This window comes from Flavobacterium maritimum (assembly GCF_040049085.1).
Classification (GTDB): domain Bacteria; phylum Bacteroidota; class Bacteroidia; order Flavobacteriales; family Flavobacteriaceae; genus Flavobacterium; species Flavobacterium maritimum.
Genome location: NZ_JBDLZY010000004.1, coordinates 16,582 through 35,664, shown reverse-complemented (window position 1 = coordinate 35,664; position 19,083 = coordinate 16,582). Strand labels below are relative to the sequence as shown.

Annotated in this window: 16 protein-coding genes; 4 read left to right on the top strand and 12 right to left on the bottom strand. The window is 33.3% G+C overall.

All coding sequences use genetic code 11. The features are described 5' to 3' along the window. Nucleotides 1–265 precede the first annotated feature (265 nt). On the bottom strand, nucleotides 266–1,543 hold the full coding sequence (locus ABEB23_RS09545; RefSeq protein ID WP_348812367.1) for a dicarboxylate/amino acid:cation symporter: 1,278 nt from the start codon (nucleotides 1,541–1,543) through the stop codon (nucleotides 266–268). A 154-nt stretch (nucleotides 1,544–1,697) separates the two neighbouring features. Then, a complete protein-coding gene (gene aroC / locus ABEB23_RS09540; protein ID WP_348812366.1) occupies nucleotides 1,698–2,768 on the bottom strand; it encodes a chorismate synthase in 1,071 nt (356 codons plus the stop codon). A 186-nt stretch (nucleotides 2,769–2,954) separates the two neighbouring features. Here aroC and ABEB23_RS09535 point away from each other — a divergent pair, with 186 nt between their 5' ends. From ABEB23_RS09535 to ABEB23_RS09525, 3 genes are all read left to right on the top strand, one after another. Next, complete coding sequence (locus ABEB23_RS09535; protein ID WP_348812365.1) at nucleotides 2,955–3,764, top strand: UDP-2,3-diacylglucosamine diphosphatase; 810 nt, start codon at nucleotides 2,955–2,957, stop codon at nucleotides 3,762–3,764. 139 nt (nucleotides 3,765–3,903) lie between these two features. Further along, nucleotides 3,904–4,335, top strand: coding sequence for a hypothetical protein (locus ABEB23_RS09530; protein ID WP_348812364.1), 432 nt, complete (start codon nucleotides 3,904–3,906; stop codon nucleotides 4,333–4,335). Between the two features lie 350 nt (nucleotides 4,336–4,685). After that, entirely contained in the window at nucleotides 4,686–5,180 is a 495-nt protein-coding gene (locus ABEB23_RS09525) for an outer membrane protein (protein WP_348812363.1), read from the top strand. A gap of 54 nt (nucleotides 5,181–5,234) precedes the next feature. Here the strand turns inward: ABEB23_RS09525 and ABEB23_RS09520 are convergent, their stop codons facing one another. From ABEB23_RS09520 to ABEB23_RS09475, 10 genes are all read right to left on the bottom strand, one after another. Next, nucleotides 5,235–5,657 (bottom strand): protease complex subunit PrcB family protein, encoded by a 423-nt coding sequence (locus ABEB23_RS09520; RefSeq protein WP_348812362.1) that lies wholly within the window; start codon nucleotides 5,655–5,657, stop codon nucleotides 5,235–5,237. A 25-nt stretch (nucleotides 5,658–5,682) separates the two neighbouring features. Next, nucleotides 5,683–6,813 (bottom strand): N-acetyl-alpha-D-glucosaminyl L-malate synthase BshA, encoded by a 1,131-nt coding sequence (bshA, locus tag ABEB23_RS09515; RefSeq protein ID WP_348812361.1) that lies wholly within the window; start codon nucleotides 6,811–6,813, stop codon nucleotides 5,683–5,685. 96 nt (nucleotides 6,814–6,909) lie between these two features. Continuing rightward, entirely contained in the window at nucleotides 6,910–7,539 is a 630-nt protein-coding gene (locus ABEB23_RS09510) for a phosphatase PAP2 family protein (RefSeq protein ID WP_348812360.1), read from the bottom strand. Nucleotides 7,540–7,662: 123 nt separating this feature from the next. Continuing rightward, entirely contained in the window at nucleotides 7,663–10,659 is a 2,997-nt protein-coding gene (locus ABEB23_RS09505; RefSeq protein ID WP_348812359.1) for a serine hydrolase domain-containing protein, read from the bottom strand. Between the two features lie 14 nt (nucleotides 10,660–10,673). After that, a complete protein-coding gene (locus tag ABEB23_RS09500; protein ID WP_348812358.1) occupies nucleotides 10,674–11,156 on the bottom strand; it encodes an ABC transporter ATPase in 483 nt (160 codons plus the stop codon). Between the two features lie 58 nt (nucleotides 11,157–11,214). After that, the gene (locus tag ABEB23_RS09495) at nucleotides 11,215–11,832 is read right to left on the bottom strand and encodes a hypothetical protein (protein WP_348812357.1); all 618 of its coding nucleotides are present in this window, start codon (nucleotides 11,830–11,832) and stop codon (nucleotides 11,215–11,217) included. Between the two features lies 1 nt (nucleotide 11,833). After that, nucleotides 11,834–12,625, bottom strand: coding sequence for a (Fe-S)-binding protein (locus ABEB23_RS09490; RefSeq protein ID WP_348812356.1), 792 nt, complete (start codon nucleotides 12,623–12,625; stop codon nucleotides 11,834–11,836). Nucleotides 12,626–12,730: 105 nt separating this feature from the next. After that, entirely contained in the window at nucleotides 12,731–14,062 is a 1,332-nt protein-coding gene (locus ABEB23_RS09485; RefSeq protein WP_348812355.1) for a 4Fe-4S dicluster domain-containing protein, read from the bottom strand. 5 nt (nucleotides 14,063–14,067) lie between these two features. Beyond that, nucleotides 14,068–15,033 carry an MlaD family protein gene (locus tag ABEB23_RS09480; protein ID WP_348812354.1) on the bottom strand — a complete coding sequence of 322 codons (966 nt, stop codon included), beginning with the start codon at nucleotides 15,031–15,033 and terminating at the stop codon, nucleotides 14,068–14,070. Nucleotides 15,034–15,084: 51 nt separating this feature from the next. After that, nucleotides 15,085–16,251: an N-acetylmuramoyl-L-alanine amidase family protein gene (locus ABEB23_RS09475; protein ID WP_348812353.1), complete on the bottom strand. Its 1,167-nt coding sequence runs from the start codon at nucleotides 16,249–16,251 to the stop codon at nucleotides 15,085–15,087. A gap of 83 nt (nucleotides 16,252–16,334) precedes the next feature. Here ABEB23_RS09475 and ABEB23_RS09470 point away from each other — a divergent pair, with 83 nt between their 5' ends. Further along, nucleotides 16,335–19,079 carry a putative LPS assembly protein LptD gene (locus ABEB23_RS09470; RefSeq protein WP_348812352.1) on the top strand — a complete coding sequence of 915 codons (2,745 nt, stop codon included), beginning with the start codon at nucleotides 16,335–16,337 and terminating at the stop codon, nucleotides 19,077–19,079. Nucleotides 19,080–19,083: the final 4 nt, after the last annotated feature.

Sequence of the window (19,083 nt, the reverse complement as noted above, 5' to 3'; positions counted from 1 at the left end):
TAATTGTTTATCAAATATACAATTTATTAATAAACTTTTTATAAATCGCATTAATAATGTATTGATTTTCAGAAAAATACATTCTAAGTCTATTCTTATTATTGGATTTTTTACAAAACCAACAAAAAAGGCAGATTGACTAAATGTTGAAGCCTTTCAAATATAACAAGAATCTAGCATAAATTAATCAAGATACTTAATAATAAAAAAACCTGCTGAAATATGATCAGTCAGGTCTTTTTATAATTTATTTAGTTCTATTATCCTATAGTGCTTGTGCTTCGTTCTCGTCTCCACCTTCCCATTGCCCTACAACCGATGTTGCTAAAGCATTTCCAAGTACATTTGTGGCACTACGAAACATATCACAAAAATGATCTATTGGTAAAATCAATGCAATTCCTTCAATTGGAATATCAAACATGCCGCATGTTGCCGCAACTACTACCAAACTGGCTCTAGGCACACCTGCAATTCCTTTACTGGTTAACATTAATACTAAAAGCATTGTCAGTTGAGTTCCCAAATCCAAATCAATTCCGTACGCTTGAGCAATAAAAATACTTGCAAAAGTCATATACATCATACTTCCATCCAAATTAAAAGAATACCCCAATGGCAGCATAAAAGAAACTATTTTATCTTTTACTCCAAAACGTTCTAATTCTTCTGTAAGTTTAGGAAAAACCGCTTCGCTACTGGTGGTACCAAATGCAATGATTAAAGGGCTCACAATCCTTTTAAGTAAGATTGTCATTCTGCTTTTAAGAAAGATATAACCAATAAGGATTAAAACAACCCAAATTGATGAAATTCCAATTAAGAAAGAACCAAAATATTTGAAGTAAGTAATCGCTAATTCCTGAAAGTCTCTCACGGCAAAAACACCTGCAATAGCACCAAATACACCAATTGGAGCAAATTTCATCACATAATTTACCATTTTTAAAACAATATGCGAAGTTTTGTCCAAAGCACCAATCACAGGTTTAACATGCTCTCCAAGTGAAGCAGCTGCTAAACCAAAGAAAATGGAAAAGATAACAATTTGCAAAATTTCATTTGTTGCCATTGCCTCAAAAATACTTTTAGGGACAATATGCTCAATAAAATTTTCAAAGGAAATACTTTGCGTTTTTGCTGTCACTTCTGTAACCGAGGCCATATCAACATCAGATAAATTAAGGCCAACACCCGGTTCCAATAAATTAACAAAAAACATCCCCAATAACAGGGATATAAATGATGCTGAGAAAAACCATGCTAATGCTTTACCACCGATTCTACCTACCGCTTTGATATCTCCTAATTTGGCGATACCAACAACCAAAGTCGTGAATACCAATGGAGAAATAATCATTTGAACCAATCTAATAAAAACGGTAGCCAACATTTTTATTTTGCTGCTAAAAGATTGTGCCGCCTCAGCAGAAATTGAATTATGAATAACAATACCTAAAACAGCTCCTAATAGCATTGCAATAAGTATTTGACCTGTAAGACCTGAAAAAAAAGATGTTTTTTTTGTTGTGGTTGTATGCATTTAATTAAGTTTTTATTTTTAGTTCTGAAACTTCACTTAAACTTTTATGTTCAAAGAAGTTGCGTGAATTTCGTTTTAACGAAATCGATATCGTGATTTCTCTCTGCTAATCAGTTAAAGTGGGAAGCCAAAAATCAAAGTGGCCGATTGGCCACTAGAAATTAGGATTATAGGTTTTGTTTATCAAATAAAAATCAGCCAAAACGATAGCAGCCATGGCTTCTACAATAGGAACAGCACGTGGCACTACGCAAGGATCATGACGTCCTTTACCGGTCATTTCAGTAATATTTCCTTGATTGTCTAATGATTCCTGTTTTTGCATGATGGTAGCTACCGGTTTGAAAGCTACACGGAAATAAATATCCATTCCGTTGCTTATCCCGCCTTGAATTCCTCCAGAAAGATTCGTTTTTGTAGTTCCATCCGGATTATATAAATCATTATGCTCGCTTCCTTTCATCTTGGAACCGCAAAAACCACTTCCAAATTCAAATCCTTTGACAGCATTTATTGAAAGCATGGCTTTACCCAATTCGGCATGAAGCTTATCAAAAACCGGTTCTCCTAATCCAATCGGTACATTTTGAATGACACAAGTAACGGTTCCACCCACAGTATCGCCCTGTTTACGGATATCTCGAATATATTCTTCCATGATTGCGGCAGATTCTTCATCAGGACAACGCACAGGATTATTCTCAGTTTTTGAAAAATCCAGTTCTTGGTATGGTTTTTCTAAATAAATAGGCCCTACGGAAGAAACGTAAGCATTGATTTTTATTTCAGGTAACATTTGTTTTGCAATGGCTCCAGCCACTACTCTACTTGCGGTTTCACGTGCAGAACTGCGTCCACCTCCTCGATAATCACGCACACCATATTTTTTTTCATACACATAATCGGCATGACTTGGTCTGTAATTATCTTTTATATGCGAATAATCATCTGATTTTTGATTGGTATTCGGAATAATAAAACCGATAGGGGTTCCTGTAGTTTTTCCTTCAAAAATTCCAGACAAAAACTGTACATCATCCGGCTCTTTTCGCTGAGTAACTATAGCAGATTGTCCCGGTTTTCGTCTTGACATTTCGAATTGAATTGCCTCTAAATCTAATGTTATTCCTGAAGGACAGCCATCAATTATTCCTCCTAATGCTTCTCCATGTGATTCCCCGAAAGTGGTTATTCTAAATAGTGTTCCGTAGCTATTTCCTGCCATTGTAATTAGTTTTGAACAAAAGTAATGTTTTAGTTTAAAGTTCAAAAGTTTCAAGGTTTAAAGTTTTTACACTTATTCAACAATTTAATGGCATTTCGTTATTCCGTAATACGATTTATTAACCCTGAATTTAATTTCAATTAACATTGAAACTGTTAATTTGTCAAACTTCAAATTAATATAACATTGAAAAAAAGAAAAGTAGAATTGGTTGTGATTTCGGATGTTCATCTTGGAACATATGGAAGCCATGCCAAAGAACTTAATAATTATTTATCATCAATAAAACCAAAAACTTTAGTCTTAAACGGTGACATTATTGATATTTGGCAATTCAAGAAATCCTATTTTCCAAAAGAACATTTAAAAGTTATACAAAAGATAATTGGCTTTGCTTCCAAAGGAACTAAGGTTTATTATGTTACCGGCAATCATGATGAGATGCTCCGAAAATTCAGCGAAATGTGCATGGGAAACTTTGCACTGGTCGATAAATTGGTTTTAAATTTAGATGATAAGAAAGCGTGGATTTTTCATGGCGATGTTTTTGATGCTTCAGTGCAACACTCTAAATGGATCGCAAAATTAGGTGGATTAGGCTATGATTATCTGATTGTAATGAATCGAATGGTGAATTGGTTTTTATCTAAAATAGGAAAAGAACCCTATTCATTTTCAAAGAAAATAAAAGCAAGCGTAAAGAAAGCAGTTAAACATATTTCAGATTTTGAAAATACGGCAACAGAACTCGCTATAGAAAAAAAATATGACTATGTGATTTGTGGTCATATACATGAACCTAAGATAGAAAAAAAAGAAAATGATAACGGTTCGACTTTATATTTGAATTCGGGTGACTGGGTTGAAAATTTAACGGCCTTAGAATACAACAAAAAGCGATGGAAACTTCATAGCTATCTAGACACCAAACCCTTAGAAGAAGAAGACCTTTTTGAAATGGAAAATCTAATTAGTCAGCTATCAATAAAGGCATAAATACAAAAACAACGTTTTTTCCTTCAAAAAAGACCAAATATATTTTTTTTGTTAAAAACAAATACCTAATTTTAACACTTGATGTTAATTTTAAATATTTAAAATTTAACAAAAATCACAACAATTAAAACAAAAAATTATGAAAAAATTATTTGTAGTATTGGCCTTTTTAAGTGCTGGATATTTTGCAAACGCGCAAGAAGTTGGGATACGTTTTGGAGATGTGACCGGTAATAATGATGTGGCTGTAGATGCTGTATTTGGTACTGGAAAATTTAGTAGAATTCATGCGGACATATCGTTTGGCGATGGCGTTGGTGTTGAAGCTCTTTGGGATTTTTTATACAAACCTTTGGGAGGTGAAGCTTTTGACTGGTATTTAGGTGTGGGACCATCAGCCTATTTTGGAGACGATTTCCTATTAGGAGTAAGTGGAGAAGCGGGATTAGAATACCATTTTAATGGCGTTCCAATTGCGGTAGGAATTGATTGGAGGCCTACATTTTGGATTGTTGAAGACACTGATTTTCATGCAGGGGGCTTTGGAATAAATGCCCGATATGTATTTTAAAAAATAACTGGTATTAAATTTTCCGGTAAATTTTATAAAAGGGGTTAGAAACTTTATCTAATCCCTTTTTTTATATATTTTCTTTTCCAAAATTACTAAAAAATGAAAAGTCGGAAACAGTAATAACAAATCGGTCCAATCCTTTCTCTATTATTTTATTTGAATATCTGTTTTTTAAACTTTTTATTATTAATTGATTTTAAGTCATTTAAACATATTTATTGTATTTAAAAAAACGAATCAACCAGTTTTAACATAAAAAAAACGTAAATTATGTAAGGTTCTCCAATTATTTTATAATTTTTGCGTTAGATATTTGTTATACATTTGTAATAATTAAAAACGTACTAATGAAAAAAATTATTTTATCGGCTATTATGCTAATGGGATTAGCATTTACCACACAAGCACAGGAAATTTCAAAAAACGCATTAGGTTTGCGTTTAGGAGACAATGATGGTTTTGGAGCAGAAATTTCATACCAAAGAGCATTGTCTAAAAAGAACCGTCTTGAGGTAGATTTAGGCTGGAGAAACAGTAACGAAGTAGATGCTATCAAATTAGCCGGACTTTATCAATGGGTTTGGAATATTGATGGTGGGTTTAACTGGTATGCTGGTGTTGGAGCCGGTTTAGGTAGCTGGGATAACAATAACAGCATCAATAATGGTTATGATGACGATGGTGTTTTTGTATTTGCTGCTGGTGATATCGGTATTGAATATGGTTTTGACGAAGTGCCTATTTTATTATCTTTAGATTTTAGACCAGAATTTGGAGATAATGGTTATTCTGACGATAATTATAATTCTGATATAGCTTTAGGAATTAAATTTCAATTCTAATCGCTAACAAGGAAATAAAAAGTCCCGTCTTATTCTAAATGAGACGGGATTTTTTTATTTTATAATGATCTCCTTCTTTGAATTTATCCTGACCACGCAAAAAGGACTTGTAAATCCTTGTGTGACCATCGCTCCTGGTTCAGGCATAGTTTCTTTTACGGTAATAATTATATTTTTATCCGTTTCTATTGCGCTTTCAATTCCTATCGAATACCCCCCTGTTGCTTTTTCCCCCATATTCAAAACAATAAAGTTGGAATTTACAATATCATTGGGCTTTATTTTGTTTCTTAAATTCTCGTCATTTTTTAACATTTGAACTTCATTCGGTTCCGTTAAAATCTCAAAAAAACGAATACTTGCCCCACCATCTGCTTGTTGCGTTAAAACATCAAATAATGAATTCTCTGTCGTCTTTTTTGAAGACGAACAAGAAAATAAAATTAATGTCAGTACTACTAGAATCGTTTTTTTCATTTTCTTGTTTTTAAAATTTGGAATCTTATTTAAATTTATTGATCGCTTTATGATACAAATCTTCATACAAAGGCAGGATGTTTTTTATATCAAACTTTTTAGCTATCTCTAAAGCATTTTCTTTAAACTTTGAAAGTACAGCATCATCTTTTAGAATTTTTAATGCATTTTGGGCCATTTCATCTGTATTACCCACATTACTTAAATATCCGGAAACTCCATCAAAATTCACTTCGGGCAAACCTCCGGAATTACTTGAAATCACGGGAACACCGCAGGCCATTGCTTCGAGTGCAGCCAAACCAAAACTTTCCGTTTCAGATGGTAACAGGAATAAATCAGTCAAACACAAAATCTTATCTATTTCGTTACTGTTCCCAAAGAAAATTACCTTATCCAATATTCCCAATTCCTGACATAAATATTCCGCTTTTTCCTTTTCGGGTCCATCACCCACCATCATTAATTTGGCGGGAATTTCTTTTTGAATATTATAAAATATCTTAATGACATCCGGAATTCGTTTTACCTTTCTAAAATTACTGATGTGCGTTATAATGCGTTCATTTGGATTTGCCATGACCGAACGATGGCAAGTATTTGTAACATTTTCTTCTTTATCTAATTCAATAAAATTTGGAATAACCTGAATTTCATTTTTTATTTTAAATAATTTAAGGGTATCGTCTTTTAAACTTTGGGAAACCGAAGTAACATAATCTGATTTATTGATACTGAAAGTTACCGCCGGTTTGTAAAAAGGATGATTCCCTACCAATGTAATATCAGTACCATGTAGCGTAGTCACCATTGGAATATCAATTCCTTCGTCTTTCAGCATTTGCTTCGCCATATAGCCCGCATATGCATGTGGAATGGCATAATGCACATGGAGTAGTTCAATTTTATACAATTTTACCATATCAACTAGCTTACTTGACAATGCTAATTCATAAGGCTGATAATGAAACAAAGGATATTCTGGAACATTTACTTCATGGTAATGCACATTTTGGCTTAAAAGTGCCAATCGTACTGGCTGACTATAGGTTATAAAGTGAATCTCATGTCCGCGTCTTGATAATTCAAGCCCTAATTCTGTTGCTACAACACCACTACCGCCAAAGGTAGGATAACAAACTATTGCTATTTTCATTTAAGTATTTTAAGAATACGAATTTACTGAAAATAGAAATGCTTTTTCAAAAAAATATTAAAACAAAACTGTGGAACGATTGCAAACAATAACAGCTTACATCTCAGGAAGATATTCTTTTTTCTTCTTCTTATTTAACCATTTATTCACTTTATGGGTCAGATAGGCGGATCCACTTCCAATAACAGCACCAACAAATACATCTGTTGGATAATGAACCCCCAAATGCATTCTGGAATATCCAACCGCACTCGCCCATGCAAATGAAGGAGCTATAACATACCACTTGGGATAAGCCATACTCAAAGAAGTGGCTGTTGCAAATGCTATGGAGGTATGCCCGGAAGGCATAGAATAACCGGTAGATGAAACCACATTTTCTATATCAGGATAAGTCACATAAGGTCTGTCTCGCTTTACAACTTCTTTTAAAGCTACGGTAATGAAAGCTGAAGCCAAAAATGTTTCACCTATAAACAATGCATGCTGCTTGGTTAAAGAATCTTTTTTAATTAATCCAACCGAATAAATCAGAATGGGTGTTGCAACACTAATTGGAACAGTGCTATTGGTTATCGCTTTAAAAGTGGGGTCTAATGATTCATTTCTATTAAGATTGATATCTCTTAGCAGATCAATATCAAAATTTTGGGCATCCGCTGCGTTTACACATAAAAGGATTGCGATTAAGAAACCTATTTTTTGATGCATTCTTGTAGACTTCATTAAGAACTTTTTATAAAAATAAACCATAATGCGAAACGTTTTTTTAATTAAAAAATTCAAGATATAATTTCTTTCAGAAGCTCTTTTTCTCAAAAGTAAACTAAATTTGAGATCTAAATGGCACTATTTTTCAATCGCCTCATAAATTACTTTTTGAATATCCTCTCGTATATTCTCTTTGGATAGCATATTCTTGGGATCGTTTGGAAAAGTTCTATTAGACAAGAAGACGTAAACAATTTCATTTTCCGGATCAGCCCAGGCCATGGTTCCTGTAAATCCTGTATGCCCAAAGCTTGTCATTGAAGCACAGCCACAAGTTGGTCCTTCTGTTCCTAATTGCGGTTTATCAAAACCAACTCCCCTCCTATTTCCTTCTTGACAGAAATAACAAGTATTAAAATCATTAAATGTTTTCTCCGAAAAATACTGATGATTACCGTAATTCCCTTTTTGCAAATACATTTGCATTATTTTAGCAACATCCATTGCATTTGAGAAAATTCCTGCATGACCGGCAATCCCACCTTCCATAGCCGCTGCCATATCGTGTACATAACCTTGTATTGTTTGATGGCGAAAATAAGTATCTACTTCTGTTGGAGGAATAGCACTTTTTTCCATTTTCTGCAACGGATTATACATCGTATTATTAGCTCCTAAAGGTTTATAAAAATTCTCAAAACTTAAAACATCAATTTTCTTGGCCGTAGTTCTCTCCAGATAATCCTTAAGAATCATAAAAGTAAAATCACTGTATTTATACTCTTTTTTAAGAGATAACTTACTGTCAACAATCATTTTCATAATCGTGTCATGATAATCATTCCTGATATACAGGCTATCCGCTACTTGTTTCGAAAACTGTTCATCTGCTGTTTTTCTATAGTATCTTTCCAATGGAATTCCTGCTTTATCAATCGTTTCCTTATAAAATGGAATCCAAGCTATCAGTCCGGCGTAATGGGAAAGTAATTCCTTAAAATGAATATCTTGTTTGTCAGAATTATTAAAAATAGGCAGCATAGTCCCCAATGTGGTTTCCATTGTTATTTTTTGCTGATCGTATTGTTGCATAACATTTGGCAGGGTCGAAAGGATTTTTGTTAATGACGCCACATCATAAACGGTCGCATCTGTAACTTTCACAGTTGAATCATAGGTATAATAGCCAAAAGATTTTTGGTAAATCACCTTCCCTTTTCTCGCTACAAGAACCTGAATACCAGGAGTCATTTTCCCAGAGATTGCTTTTTGCGCAAGAACATCAATTTGCGACAATTTTGTAGAATTCATCCCGACATTTTCCGGAGCTGTAAAACCCAATCGGTTTAATTTTTCAGTCGATAATCCATCGTTAACCTTGAAATTATCATTGATTGAAACAGGTAATTTCCCTTTGGAATTAATGGCTCCGAAGATTAGTTCTGCAGCAACTTCCTGAGAAATATTACTATTTTGATAGGACACGATCAAACCTTCTATATCATCAAAACTGGAAATTGGCAACAACGAATAAGGCTTTGCAAACACATCCAGAATTACATTGTTGTTTTTTGCTATTTCTTGTAACCAAAACAACTCAGTTTGTGTAAAATCATGATTTTTCCAAGCTTTGTCTGATTTATGAAAGCCAACAATTACCGTACTAAATTCTTTTAATTTCAAATTCAGACTATCAATAGTCGGGGCTGAAACTTCTGAAATCTCAGTGTATTTTTTTAAAGTGGCAATAAAAGAACTGTTGTCATCATCACCTAATTTCACATACGCAATTTTGTTATTCGCCAGATTTTTTATTGGCAGAATTTCATTTTTATTTTTTAAAACAGTCGTCGCATTTTCAAACAATTGGTACTGTAAAGCATCATTTTCCTTCGGATTTATATCATTATATAAATTTTCTATGACAACAGGTTTGTACTTGTTCAATCCAGCCTTAAATTTATAATGCAAAATTTTCTTTACAGAAAGAGCTAGACGTTCTTCTGGTATAAAACCATTTTCGTAAGCCTGACATATTTTGTCAATTGCCAAGGGAACATTTTCGGCAAAAAGTAAAATATCATTTCCCGCAAGAAAGGCTTCTAAATCAACATCTCCAGGCTTTTTAAAATTACTGACACCTTTCATATTTAAAGCATCAGTAAAAATTAAACCGTCAAATCCTAAATCCCTTTGAAGCAGATTGGTAACCACACTATAAGATAATGATGAAGGATAATTTTCTCTCAATTCTAAACTGGGAACATTAAGATGGCCAACCATTACAGATACCAATCCCTCGTCAAACATTCTTTTGTAAGGATATAATTCGACCATGTCAATATGTTCTTTAGAATAATTGACTGTTGGTAAGGAATGATGGGAATCTGTAGAAGTATTACCATGACCGGGAAAATGCTTTCCTGTAGAAAAAACACCTTGATTTTGAACACCAGTCATCAAAGCGATAGCCTTATCAGCAACTGTTACTTTATTTTCTCCAAAAGAACGATTACCAATAATAGGGTTTTTAGGATTGGTATTAATATCTAAAACAGGTGCGAAATTAAAATGAATACCCATTCGCTTACTTTCCTTACCCATTTTTTCTCCTACCTTTTCTATCAGTTTTAGGTCCTGAATAGCCCCTAGAGTCATATTCCAAGGATAACGATAGGTAGAATCAAGTCGCATGCTTAATCCCCACTCTGCGTCAATACCAACAAATAGGGGAACTTTTGATTTAGCTTGATAGCGATTGGTCAGCTGAGCCTGACGCAATGGTCCGCCTTGGAAAAAGATAACTCCCCCAATTTTATAATCCTTTATTAATTTATCGATTGCATTAATGTGCACAGTATCTTTATTCGAATAAGCAGCAACCATAAAAAGTTGTCCCGCTTTCTCTTCAAAAGTCATTTGCTTATAAATGCTGTCTACCCAATGAGTTTCAGCATAGCTATCTTTGAAAAAAACTTTCCTTTCTGATTTTAAGTGAGGAACATAAATATCTTCATTTTCGGAAATAGCAGGTTTTGCAAAAGGAAGATTTTTTTTATTCTTAGTACTTCCACAATTGGTAACCAAAAATAACATGGTTATGAAGAAACCAATCCTGATAAAGAAAATTTTCATGGAATTATTTTATTTTAGAAAAAACGACTATGCCAGCTGTCACCAGCCGGAACTTCCCAAGATTCGTTAAATTCTTCGATATTATTAACCAAATTATTAAAAACAATTGTGTTTTCAGTAACGGCTTTATCTTTTACCATTTTTTTAAAATCAACCAATGGTTTGTGGGCAATATGTTCTCCTAATTTAAAGGTAACATTCATTTTATCCAGTAAATCAACACCATATTTTTGTTCTAAACTTTGGATAAACTCTACAGATGAATCAATAGAGCAACCTGTAGCTGCCTGAACATCCTGATTTACAGCAATTATTATGAATCTGTTGTATTTTAATTGGTACCCCGATTCTAAACCAGTACCATGCGCGGCCCAATCTTGAAGAAAAGCCTGTAAAGCTGTTTCTATTTCAGCGAATTCTTCATCAGAAAATTTTCTGTTTGACTGATAAATCCAAATTCTGGATTCTCCTGGTAAATTTTCAAATGGAACGTACATGATTTTGTGTTTTTTAATTATATAAATAGAATTGTGAATCTCAAATTAAACGAACGAATTATTTCTTTTCTATTTTGGAGATTACTTTGTAATATCTAAAATCCTTAGATTTAATATCATAAAATTCCTGTTCAAAATAAGCTATCGAAATTTTGTCATTTTTCTTTAGAAGGTTTTCTGTAATCAAATTTGAATTCTCAAAGAAGCTTAAAAATAAAAACGAATGCGTTCTCCCTAAGTTGTCTTTTACAATTAAACTTATAAACTGATCGTTCTTTTGTTCAATCACCTGTCCTTCAATAATTAAGTCAGACGAACCCATAGTTGCATCCTCATCATCTGAAAATTCATTGTTAGAACTTTTCCCTATAGCAAGAATCAATTCAGGACAATGATCTAACATTTTTATGGCTACCTTTTCTCCTAAGTCCTTCATATCTGAACGACTACTAAAATCTAATTTCTGAATTTTATCGTATTCTTCTTTATGTTGAGAATAACTTTTTACGATACATAATCCAAATTCATCTTGCAATTTATCAGCAGCTATGGCTTCAAAATTAATCTTTTTTGCATGTACACATTCACAAGATTCTTTGGCAATTGTATTTATAAAATCCTGTGAGTAACAAACCGAAGTAAAAACAACAAAAACAAAAATTATTAATTTTTTCATTCTACAAGTCTTGGGCATTAGCAATTAATTCAGCTATATCCATAACTTTTACATCTCCTTCTTTTTCTTTATTTTTAATACCGTCGGTCATCATTGTATTGCAAAAAGGACAGCCCGCTGCAATGATATCTGGTTTTGTTTCTAATGCATCTTCAGTTCTTTCAACATTAATTTCCTTATTTCCAGGCTCCGCATCTTTAAACATTTGGGCACCACCGGCACCACAACACAATCCATTTGCACGGGAACGTTTCATTTCAACGAGTTCGACATCCAGTTTTTGAATCAAATCCCTCGGAGCTTCATAAACATTATTAGCTCTTCCTAAATAGCACGGATCATGAAAAGTAATTCTTTTTCCTTTAAATTGACCTCCTTCAATGGTTAATCTTCCACCGTCTAATAACGATTTTAGAAACTCTGTATGATGTAAAACTTCATATTTCCCACCCAATTCAGGATACTCATTTTTCAAAGTATTAAAACAGTGTGGACAAGCAGTTACAATCTTTTTTACCTCATATGCATTCAAGACTTCAATATTTGTCATGGCTTGCATTTGAAACAAAAATTCATTTCCAGCCCTTTTTGCCGGATCTCCAGTACAACTCTCTTCAGTACCGAGAACAGCAAAAGAAACATTGGCACGATTTAGAATTCGCACAAATGCTTTTGTTATCTTCTTTGCTCTATCATCAAAACTTCCTGCGCAACCTACCCAAAATAAAACTTCTGGTTGCTTTCCTTGGGCCAGCATTTCTGCCATTGTTGGCACTATCAAACTTTCTGACATTTCTTTTTGTTTAATCGTTGATTTGTTTATTTGTTGAATAGGTAATTCGCTTAATAGTTGATTTGTAAATCGGTTAAACAAATAACCAAATCAACGATTAAACAACTATTCATTTTTCCAGTTCAGCCTGTCTTGCTGACTGTATTGCCATGGTGCGCCATTATTTTCAATATTGGTCATCATAGCATTTATAGGCATTGGAGCTGCACTTTGTTCCATTACCAAATAGCGTCGCATATCCATAATAATGGAAAGTGGGCTAATATTTACAGGACATTCTTCTACACAAGCATTACAAGATGTACATGCCCATAGCTCTTCCGGACTAATATAATCGTTCAATAAGGTTTTATTATCTGGAACAAAAACACCTTTATTAGCGTCAATATTCTTACCTACTTCTTCTAATCTGTCCCTTGTATCCATCATGATTTTTCGTGGAGACAATTTCTTACCCGTTATATTGGCTGGACATGAGGACGTACAGCGACCACATTCCGTACATGTGTATGCATTCATTAACTGCACCCAATTTAAATCCTGAACATCACTTGCTCCAAACTTAGCAGGCACATCATTTTCACCAACAGGTGCTGCAGCAAAAGGATCGGCATTAGGATCCATCATCATCTTAACCTCATTAGTAACCGATGCTAAATTATCAAATTGCCCTTGAGGATTTAAATTAGCAAAATATGTGTTTGGAAATGCCAATAGGATGTGGAGGTGTTTTGAAAAATACAAATAGTTCATAAATACCATTATCCCAACAATATGCAACCACCAAAACAGTTCTGAAAGCAACATCACTAATTCATTGGAAACACCATTAAAAACTGGCTCAATAAATTGGCTAACAGGAAAAGATCCTGCCTTTATAAAATGGGAAAAACCTCCAGGAACATTTTGCAAATGCAAATCAGAAGCATTCATAAGTAAAAACAAAGTCATTAAAACAACTTCAAAATACAATATGTAATTGGCATCTTTCTTTGGGTATCCATTCAAATCCGGACTTATAAACCGTTTCAATCGAATAATATTTCGTCTGGTCCAAAAAGTAATTACAGCTACCAAAACTAAAAGAGCCAATATTTCAAAAGAAGCTATCAAAACATTGTAAAATGTTCCTAAGAATGCAAAAACTCTATGTGTACCAAACAAACCATCTATAATAATTTCCAATAACTCAATATTGATAATTATAAACCCAGCATAAACGATAATATGCAGTACTCCCGCAAGAGGCCTTTTGACCATTTTAGATTGTCCCAAGGCAATCATAGCCATATTATTCCAACGGGCTTTTGGATTATCCTTTCGATTTACATCTGTCCCCAGATTTATATTTCTGATTATTTTTTTTATGTTTCCATAAAAATAACCAAATCCAAGAATCAATAGTATGGCAAATAATATATTATCTAAATAGCTCATAGTTGCTAATTTTTAACTTGTGAAATTGAGTCAGTTACTGGGGCCACGTAAGGTTTGTTTTTCTTTCCAAAAAGAGAAACATTTACATATCTAGTCGGGTGAAGTCTAACATCTTCCAACAACAATTCCATTTCTTTTGTTGCATCTTTTATATTTTCATATAAGGCTTCATCTTTTAGTAATTTACCCGTTGAACCTTTCCCTGCTTGCAAGTCGGCCATAATACCATCGACTTTGGTCAAAGTCGCATTTAGATTTTTTACCGTTTTTCCTAAATCAGCTTTACTTAGTGAATCAGATATTTTTGAAAAATCACCTGACACCTTATTAAAGTTGGAAACAACTCCATTAATTTGTCCCCTATTATCATCTAAAAGTTGATTTACACCTACTGTAGCCTTATGAAACTGAACCATAGTTTTACTCAACTCGGCTAAACTAACTTTTAAATCGTCTTGCGTTTTCTTATCCAAAACATTATTCAAGCCCGATAATAAATCATCTACATTAAGCATTACTTTTTCTAACTTCTTTTGAATAGGTTCTAACTGTTTACCAACAGTCGACATTAGGCCTAATTTCACATCTCCTTTGAGGGTTTGGCCATCAACCGCAAGGGTTTTATCATTAAAATTAGGATAAATTGCAATTTGTCTGCCTCCGATAATACCAGGTTCATAAATAGAGGCTATGCTGCTTTTAGAAATAGGAAAATCTGTTTTTAATTGTAATTCAACAGTTAATTTTCCTGTATTTTGATTTATGGTAATACTGGTTACTTTTCCAATTTCTAATCCGTTTAAGGTAACCGGTGCTGAAGCTGCCAGACCTTCAACATTATCATATTCAACGTAATATGTTTTGTAATTTGTAAAAAGATCTTTCCCTTTTAAAAAACTATAGCCCCAAATGAAGAGTAAAATAGAGGCAATTACTAATATGGCTGTTTTGATTTCTCTTGTTATTTTCAAAATTTAAGTATTTTTTACAAAATTAATATAAAATAATTGAATTAGCATTTATTATTTAAGCGCTTCCTGAATACTGATCTTTTCACCATTTTTAAACGCAATTAAAAAGGCAGAATCAAATCCTTTTCCTTTTGCTTCCTGCAATTGTTTTTTAGCCTCATCATAATCCGAAGTTTCACCATACATATACCTATATAGCTTATTATCAAAAGACATTGAAATAGAATTTAACCCTTTAAAATTTCGAGGTTCTAACGCTAGTTTTTTTGCACTTGTAGAAAGTTGTACTTTATATAAAACCCCTTTAGTGTTATTTCCTGTTTCGGTTTTCTTTAATTCGGAAGAATTTATTATCCCCTTGGGTTTTGCGGGAGTAGCTGTATCTTTTACTACTTTTTCGATAACTTTATTAACAGGTCTGCTTTCATTATTTTCTGATTCACCGCTTCCGAAATACTCATTTTTATAACTAATAATCGCATCCGCAATTGCTCTGGCAATTTCATTTTGCCCTTCTTCTGAATTCAAAGTATTACCTTCCGTTGGATTAGAGATAAATCCCATTTCTACAAGTACTCTAGGCATATAAGCTTTGTGAAGCACCATAAAAGGAGCCTGCTTCACTCCTCCTTGTCTTAATTTTTTTCCCAAAAAACCAAAAGATTCTTCAATCTTACTAGCCAATGAAATACTATTCTCAAGATATTCCTCTTGCATCAGGGTCATTCCAATCATTGTCTCGGGAGAGTTCGGATCAAAACCCTCGTATTTTTGCTTATAATCCTTTTCTAAAGTAATTACAGAGTTCTCCTTTTTTGCAGCTTCGAGGTTAGAAGCAATTTTATTCATACCCATCACGTAGGTTTCGGTACCATCGGCGGCGGTATTTTTATTGGCGTTACAGTGAATAGACACAAAAATATTGGCATCTGCCCTATTGGCTATATCCGCTCTTTCTATTAAATCAATAAAAACATCGGTTTTTCGGGTGTAAATTACATCTACTTTAGGATAGGCTTCCAGTAGTTTTCCAACTTTCAAAACCACAGCTAATGCAATGTTTTTTTCAACGCGTCCACTATATACTGCTCCAAAATCATGAGCTCCATGGCCTGCATCTAAAGTAACTTTAAAATTATCGGACTGACTATAAGTACATAAGGAAATTATAGTAAGGAAAAAAGTAAAAACTACTTTAATTTTGTTGGTAAAAGACATAAATCTAAAAGTTAATTTTAATTAAAACACTTCGGTTATAAATTTTTTATTTGACTATTTTTGACAAAAAATTATATGTAAGTTTGACACGTCAAAAAACAAGCCATAATTTTACAAAAATAGTATTTAAACCTTTGCGTACAAACTTATTTAATATCGTTTTATTATCAATTTTCCTAACAATAGGATACGGTAATTTATATTCACAAGATATAACAAAAAAAAAGACCGTTATACCTGTAAAAGAACAAAAAGAAAGAAATAACATCATTATTGATACTTTAGGAAAGTCTGCCAATCTTACAAAAAAAGATTCCGATACTATAAAAAAGGACAGTGTAAAAGTTCTAAAAACCTTTCTGGATGGCAAGGTAAAATACAAAGCCGCCAATTATGCCAAAATAGATCAAAAGAAAAAACTCATTACCCTATACGATAAGGCCGAATTATACTACCAAGATATAGAATTGAAATCTGGTATTATAGTTATGGATTATGAAAAAAACGAAGTGTATGCAGGTCGAATTAAGGATTCAACTGGAGCCTATACCCAATTTCCAAATTTCAAACAAGGAACAAATGTAGTTGAACCTGATTCCATTCGTTTCAATTTTAAAACAAAAAAAGCATTGATTTGGAATTCAAGATCTGATCAGGGCGAGTTTAAAATAAAAGCTTCTGTAACCCGAAAAGAAAATGATTCCGTTTATTTTTTGAAAGGAGCCCGATTTACTACTTCTAAAGATATTGACAATCCGGAATATTATTTCCAAACGAACAAAGTAAAATTTATTCCCGGAAAGAAAGTTGTTACAGGCTTAACTAATATGGTTATCGCTGATGTTCCTACTCCTTTGGCTTTACCGTTTGCTTTTTTCCCAATGACTAAGGAAACCAGCGTATCCGGAATACTTTTGCCTAGTTATAATGACTCTAATACCAGAGGTTTTTCATTACAAAATGGAGGTTATTATTTTGCCATTTCTGACAATTATGATTTAACAGTTCTCGGAGATTACTATACCAATGGAAGTTACGGAATGCGCTTTGAGTCCAATTATGCACAACGATATAGGTACCGTGGTAATGTAAATTTTAGATTTGAAAATTTAATTACAAGCGAAAGAGGTTATCCTGATTATTCGAAACAAACCATATATAATATTCAATGGTCTCATTCGAAGGACTCCAAAGCAAGTCCTAATTCAAGTTTTTCAGCCTCTGTGAATCTTGGTAGCAGTAAGTATTATAAGCAATCCATTAATCAAAATAATATTGGTTCAAACCTTAATAACACCCTAAGCTCTTCTGTTTCTTACAGTAAAACCTTCAATACATTTGTACCCTCCAGAATGTCTTTAACAGCAACACATTCTCAAAACACACAGACTGAAGAGATTAATATGACATTGCCAACGTTACAATTTAGCGCAGATCGTATCTATCCTTTTGTTGGTAAAGACGGCGCCAAAAAAGGTATTTTTAAGAATATTAACCTTCAATATGACTTAAGCGGTAAAAACAGTATCACCACAACAGATTCATTATTCTTTAAACCTCAAATGTTTAATGATGCTAAAATAGGTGTTCAACATAGTATCCCTTTAAGTACCAATTTTAAAATATTCAAATATTTCAGTGCTTCAAGCTCCTTAAATTATAAAGAAGTATGGTATACAAAAACCATACAAAGAGGTTATGATGCCAGTCAAAGTAAAGTTATTGATACAGATGTAAAAGGTTTTGATGCCTATAGAACTTATTCTTTTGCTTCCAGTTTAGGAACCACTATTTATGGAACTTTTAACTTTGGTGACGATAAGAAAATAAAATCCATACGCCATGTCATGCGTCCCTCAGTATCCTATGGTTATACACCAAGTTATGAAAAGTACTATGATACTTACGCTACTGATGCCAGCGGTACTATGACAAAACAGTATACACGATTTGAAGGCGGAATTTATGGTGCTCCAGGACTAACAAATTCAAATAATTTAGGATTCGATTTAAGCAATACTTTTGAAGCAAAAGTAACCGACAAGGACAGTACTAAAACAGATCCAAAAAAGGTAATGCTACTCAACAATTTAAACTTGTCAACCAGTTACAACCTTGATGCCGACGGTAAGACTTCATTGGCTTGGTCACCAGTGAGAGTGAGTGGAGGTACTCAATTATTTGAAAATAAAATGAATGTCAATTTTGGTGCAACATTAGACCCTTATGCTATTGACAATTCGGGCAGCAGGATAAATGTATACAACATTAATAATGGAGGAAGTCTGTTTCGAATGACCAGTGCCAATATGACTTTAAATTATTCTATTGCCAGTAAAGAAAAAGATGTAAAGAAGGATAAGAATAAACAAAGTCTAAGAAATGGTGGTCGTGAAGATGACTTATTTGGTACAAATACCGATTTGAGTGATCCACGTAATAGTCAATTTGGAGATAGTGAAGATGAAGGTGAAGATGTTGTTTCTGAATTTTTTCAATCTAAATTGCCTTGGGATATGACTTTTGCTTATTCATTAACCTATGGTAATAATAATAGAGAAAAGGAAATAATAGGAAACTCCATAATGGTTTCAGCTAATGCAGATTTAACGCCTAAATGGAAAGCCGGTGTATCCACAGGTTATGATTTTGTCCAAAATGGAGTTACATTTACTCAACTCCGCTTTGAAAGAGACTTACTAAGCTGGAGAATGGATTTTAACTGGACGCCTTTTGGAGAGAATGCTAATTGGGGATTCTTTATTGGAATAAAATCCGGAGCTCTAAGTGATATCAAATGGAATGAACGAAGTACTAGTAATAGATAATCTA

Coding starts and splice junctions, on each gene's coding strand:
- ABEB23_RS09545 (WP_348812367.1), bottom strand. CDS start 1,543: ATGCATACAACCACAACAAAAAAAACATCTTTTTTTTCAGGTCTTACA.
- aroC (WP_348812366.1), bottom strand. CDS start 2,768: ATGGCAGGAAATAGCTACGGAACACTATTTAGAATAACCACTTTCGGG.
- ABEB23_RS09530 (WP_348812364.1), top strand. CDS start 3,904: ATGAAAAAATTATTTGTAGTATTGGCCTTTTTAAGTGCTGGATATTTT.
- ABEB23_RS09525 (WP_348812363.1), top strand. CDS start 4,686: ATGAAAAAAATTATTTTATCGGCTATTATGCTAATGGGATTAGCATTT.
- ABEB23_RS09520 (WP_348812362.1), bottom strand. CDS start 5,657: ATGAAAAAAACGATTCTAGTAGTACTGACATTAATTTTATTTTCTTGT.
- bshA (WP_348812361.1), bottom strand. CDS start 6,813: ATGAAAATAGCAATAGTTTGTTATCCTACCTTTGGCGGTAGTGGTGTT.
- ABEB23_RS09510 (WP_348812360.1), bottom strand. CDS start 7,539: ATGAAGTCTACAAGAATGCATCAAAAAATAGGTTTCTTAATCGCAATC.
- ABEB23_RS09505 (WP_348812359.1), bottom strand. CDS start 10,659: ATGAAAATTTTCTTTATCAGGATTGGTTTCTTCATAACCATGTTATTT.
- ABEB23_RS09500 (WP_348812358.1), bottom strand. CDS start 11,156: ATGTACGTTCCATTTGAAAATTTACCAGGAGAATCCAGAATTTGGATT.
- ABEB23_RS09495 (WP_348812357.1), bottom strand. CDS start 11,832: ATGAAAAAATTAATAATTTTTGTTTTTGTTGTTTTTACTTCGGTTTGT.
- ABEB23_RS09490 (WP_348812356.1), bottom strand. CDS start 12,625: ATGTCAGAAAGTTTGATAGTGCCAACAATGGCAGAAATGCTGGCCCAA.
- ABEB23_RS09485 (WP_348812355.1), bottom strand. CDS start 14,062: ATGAGCTATTTAGATAATATATTATTTGCCATACTATTGATTCTTGGA.
- ABEB23_RS09475 (WP_348812353.1), bottom strand. CDS start 16,251: ATGTCTTTTACCAACAAAATTAAAGTAGTTTTTACTTTTTTCCTTACT.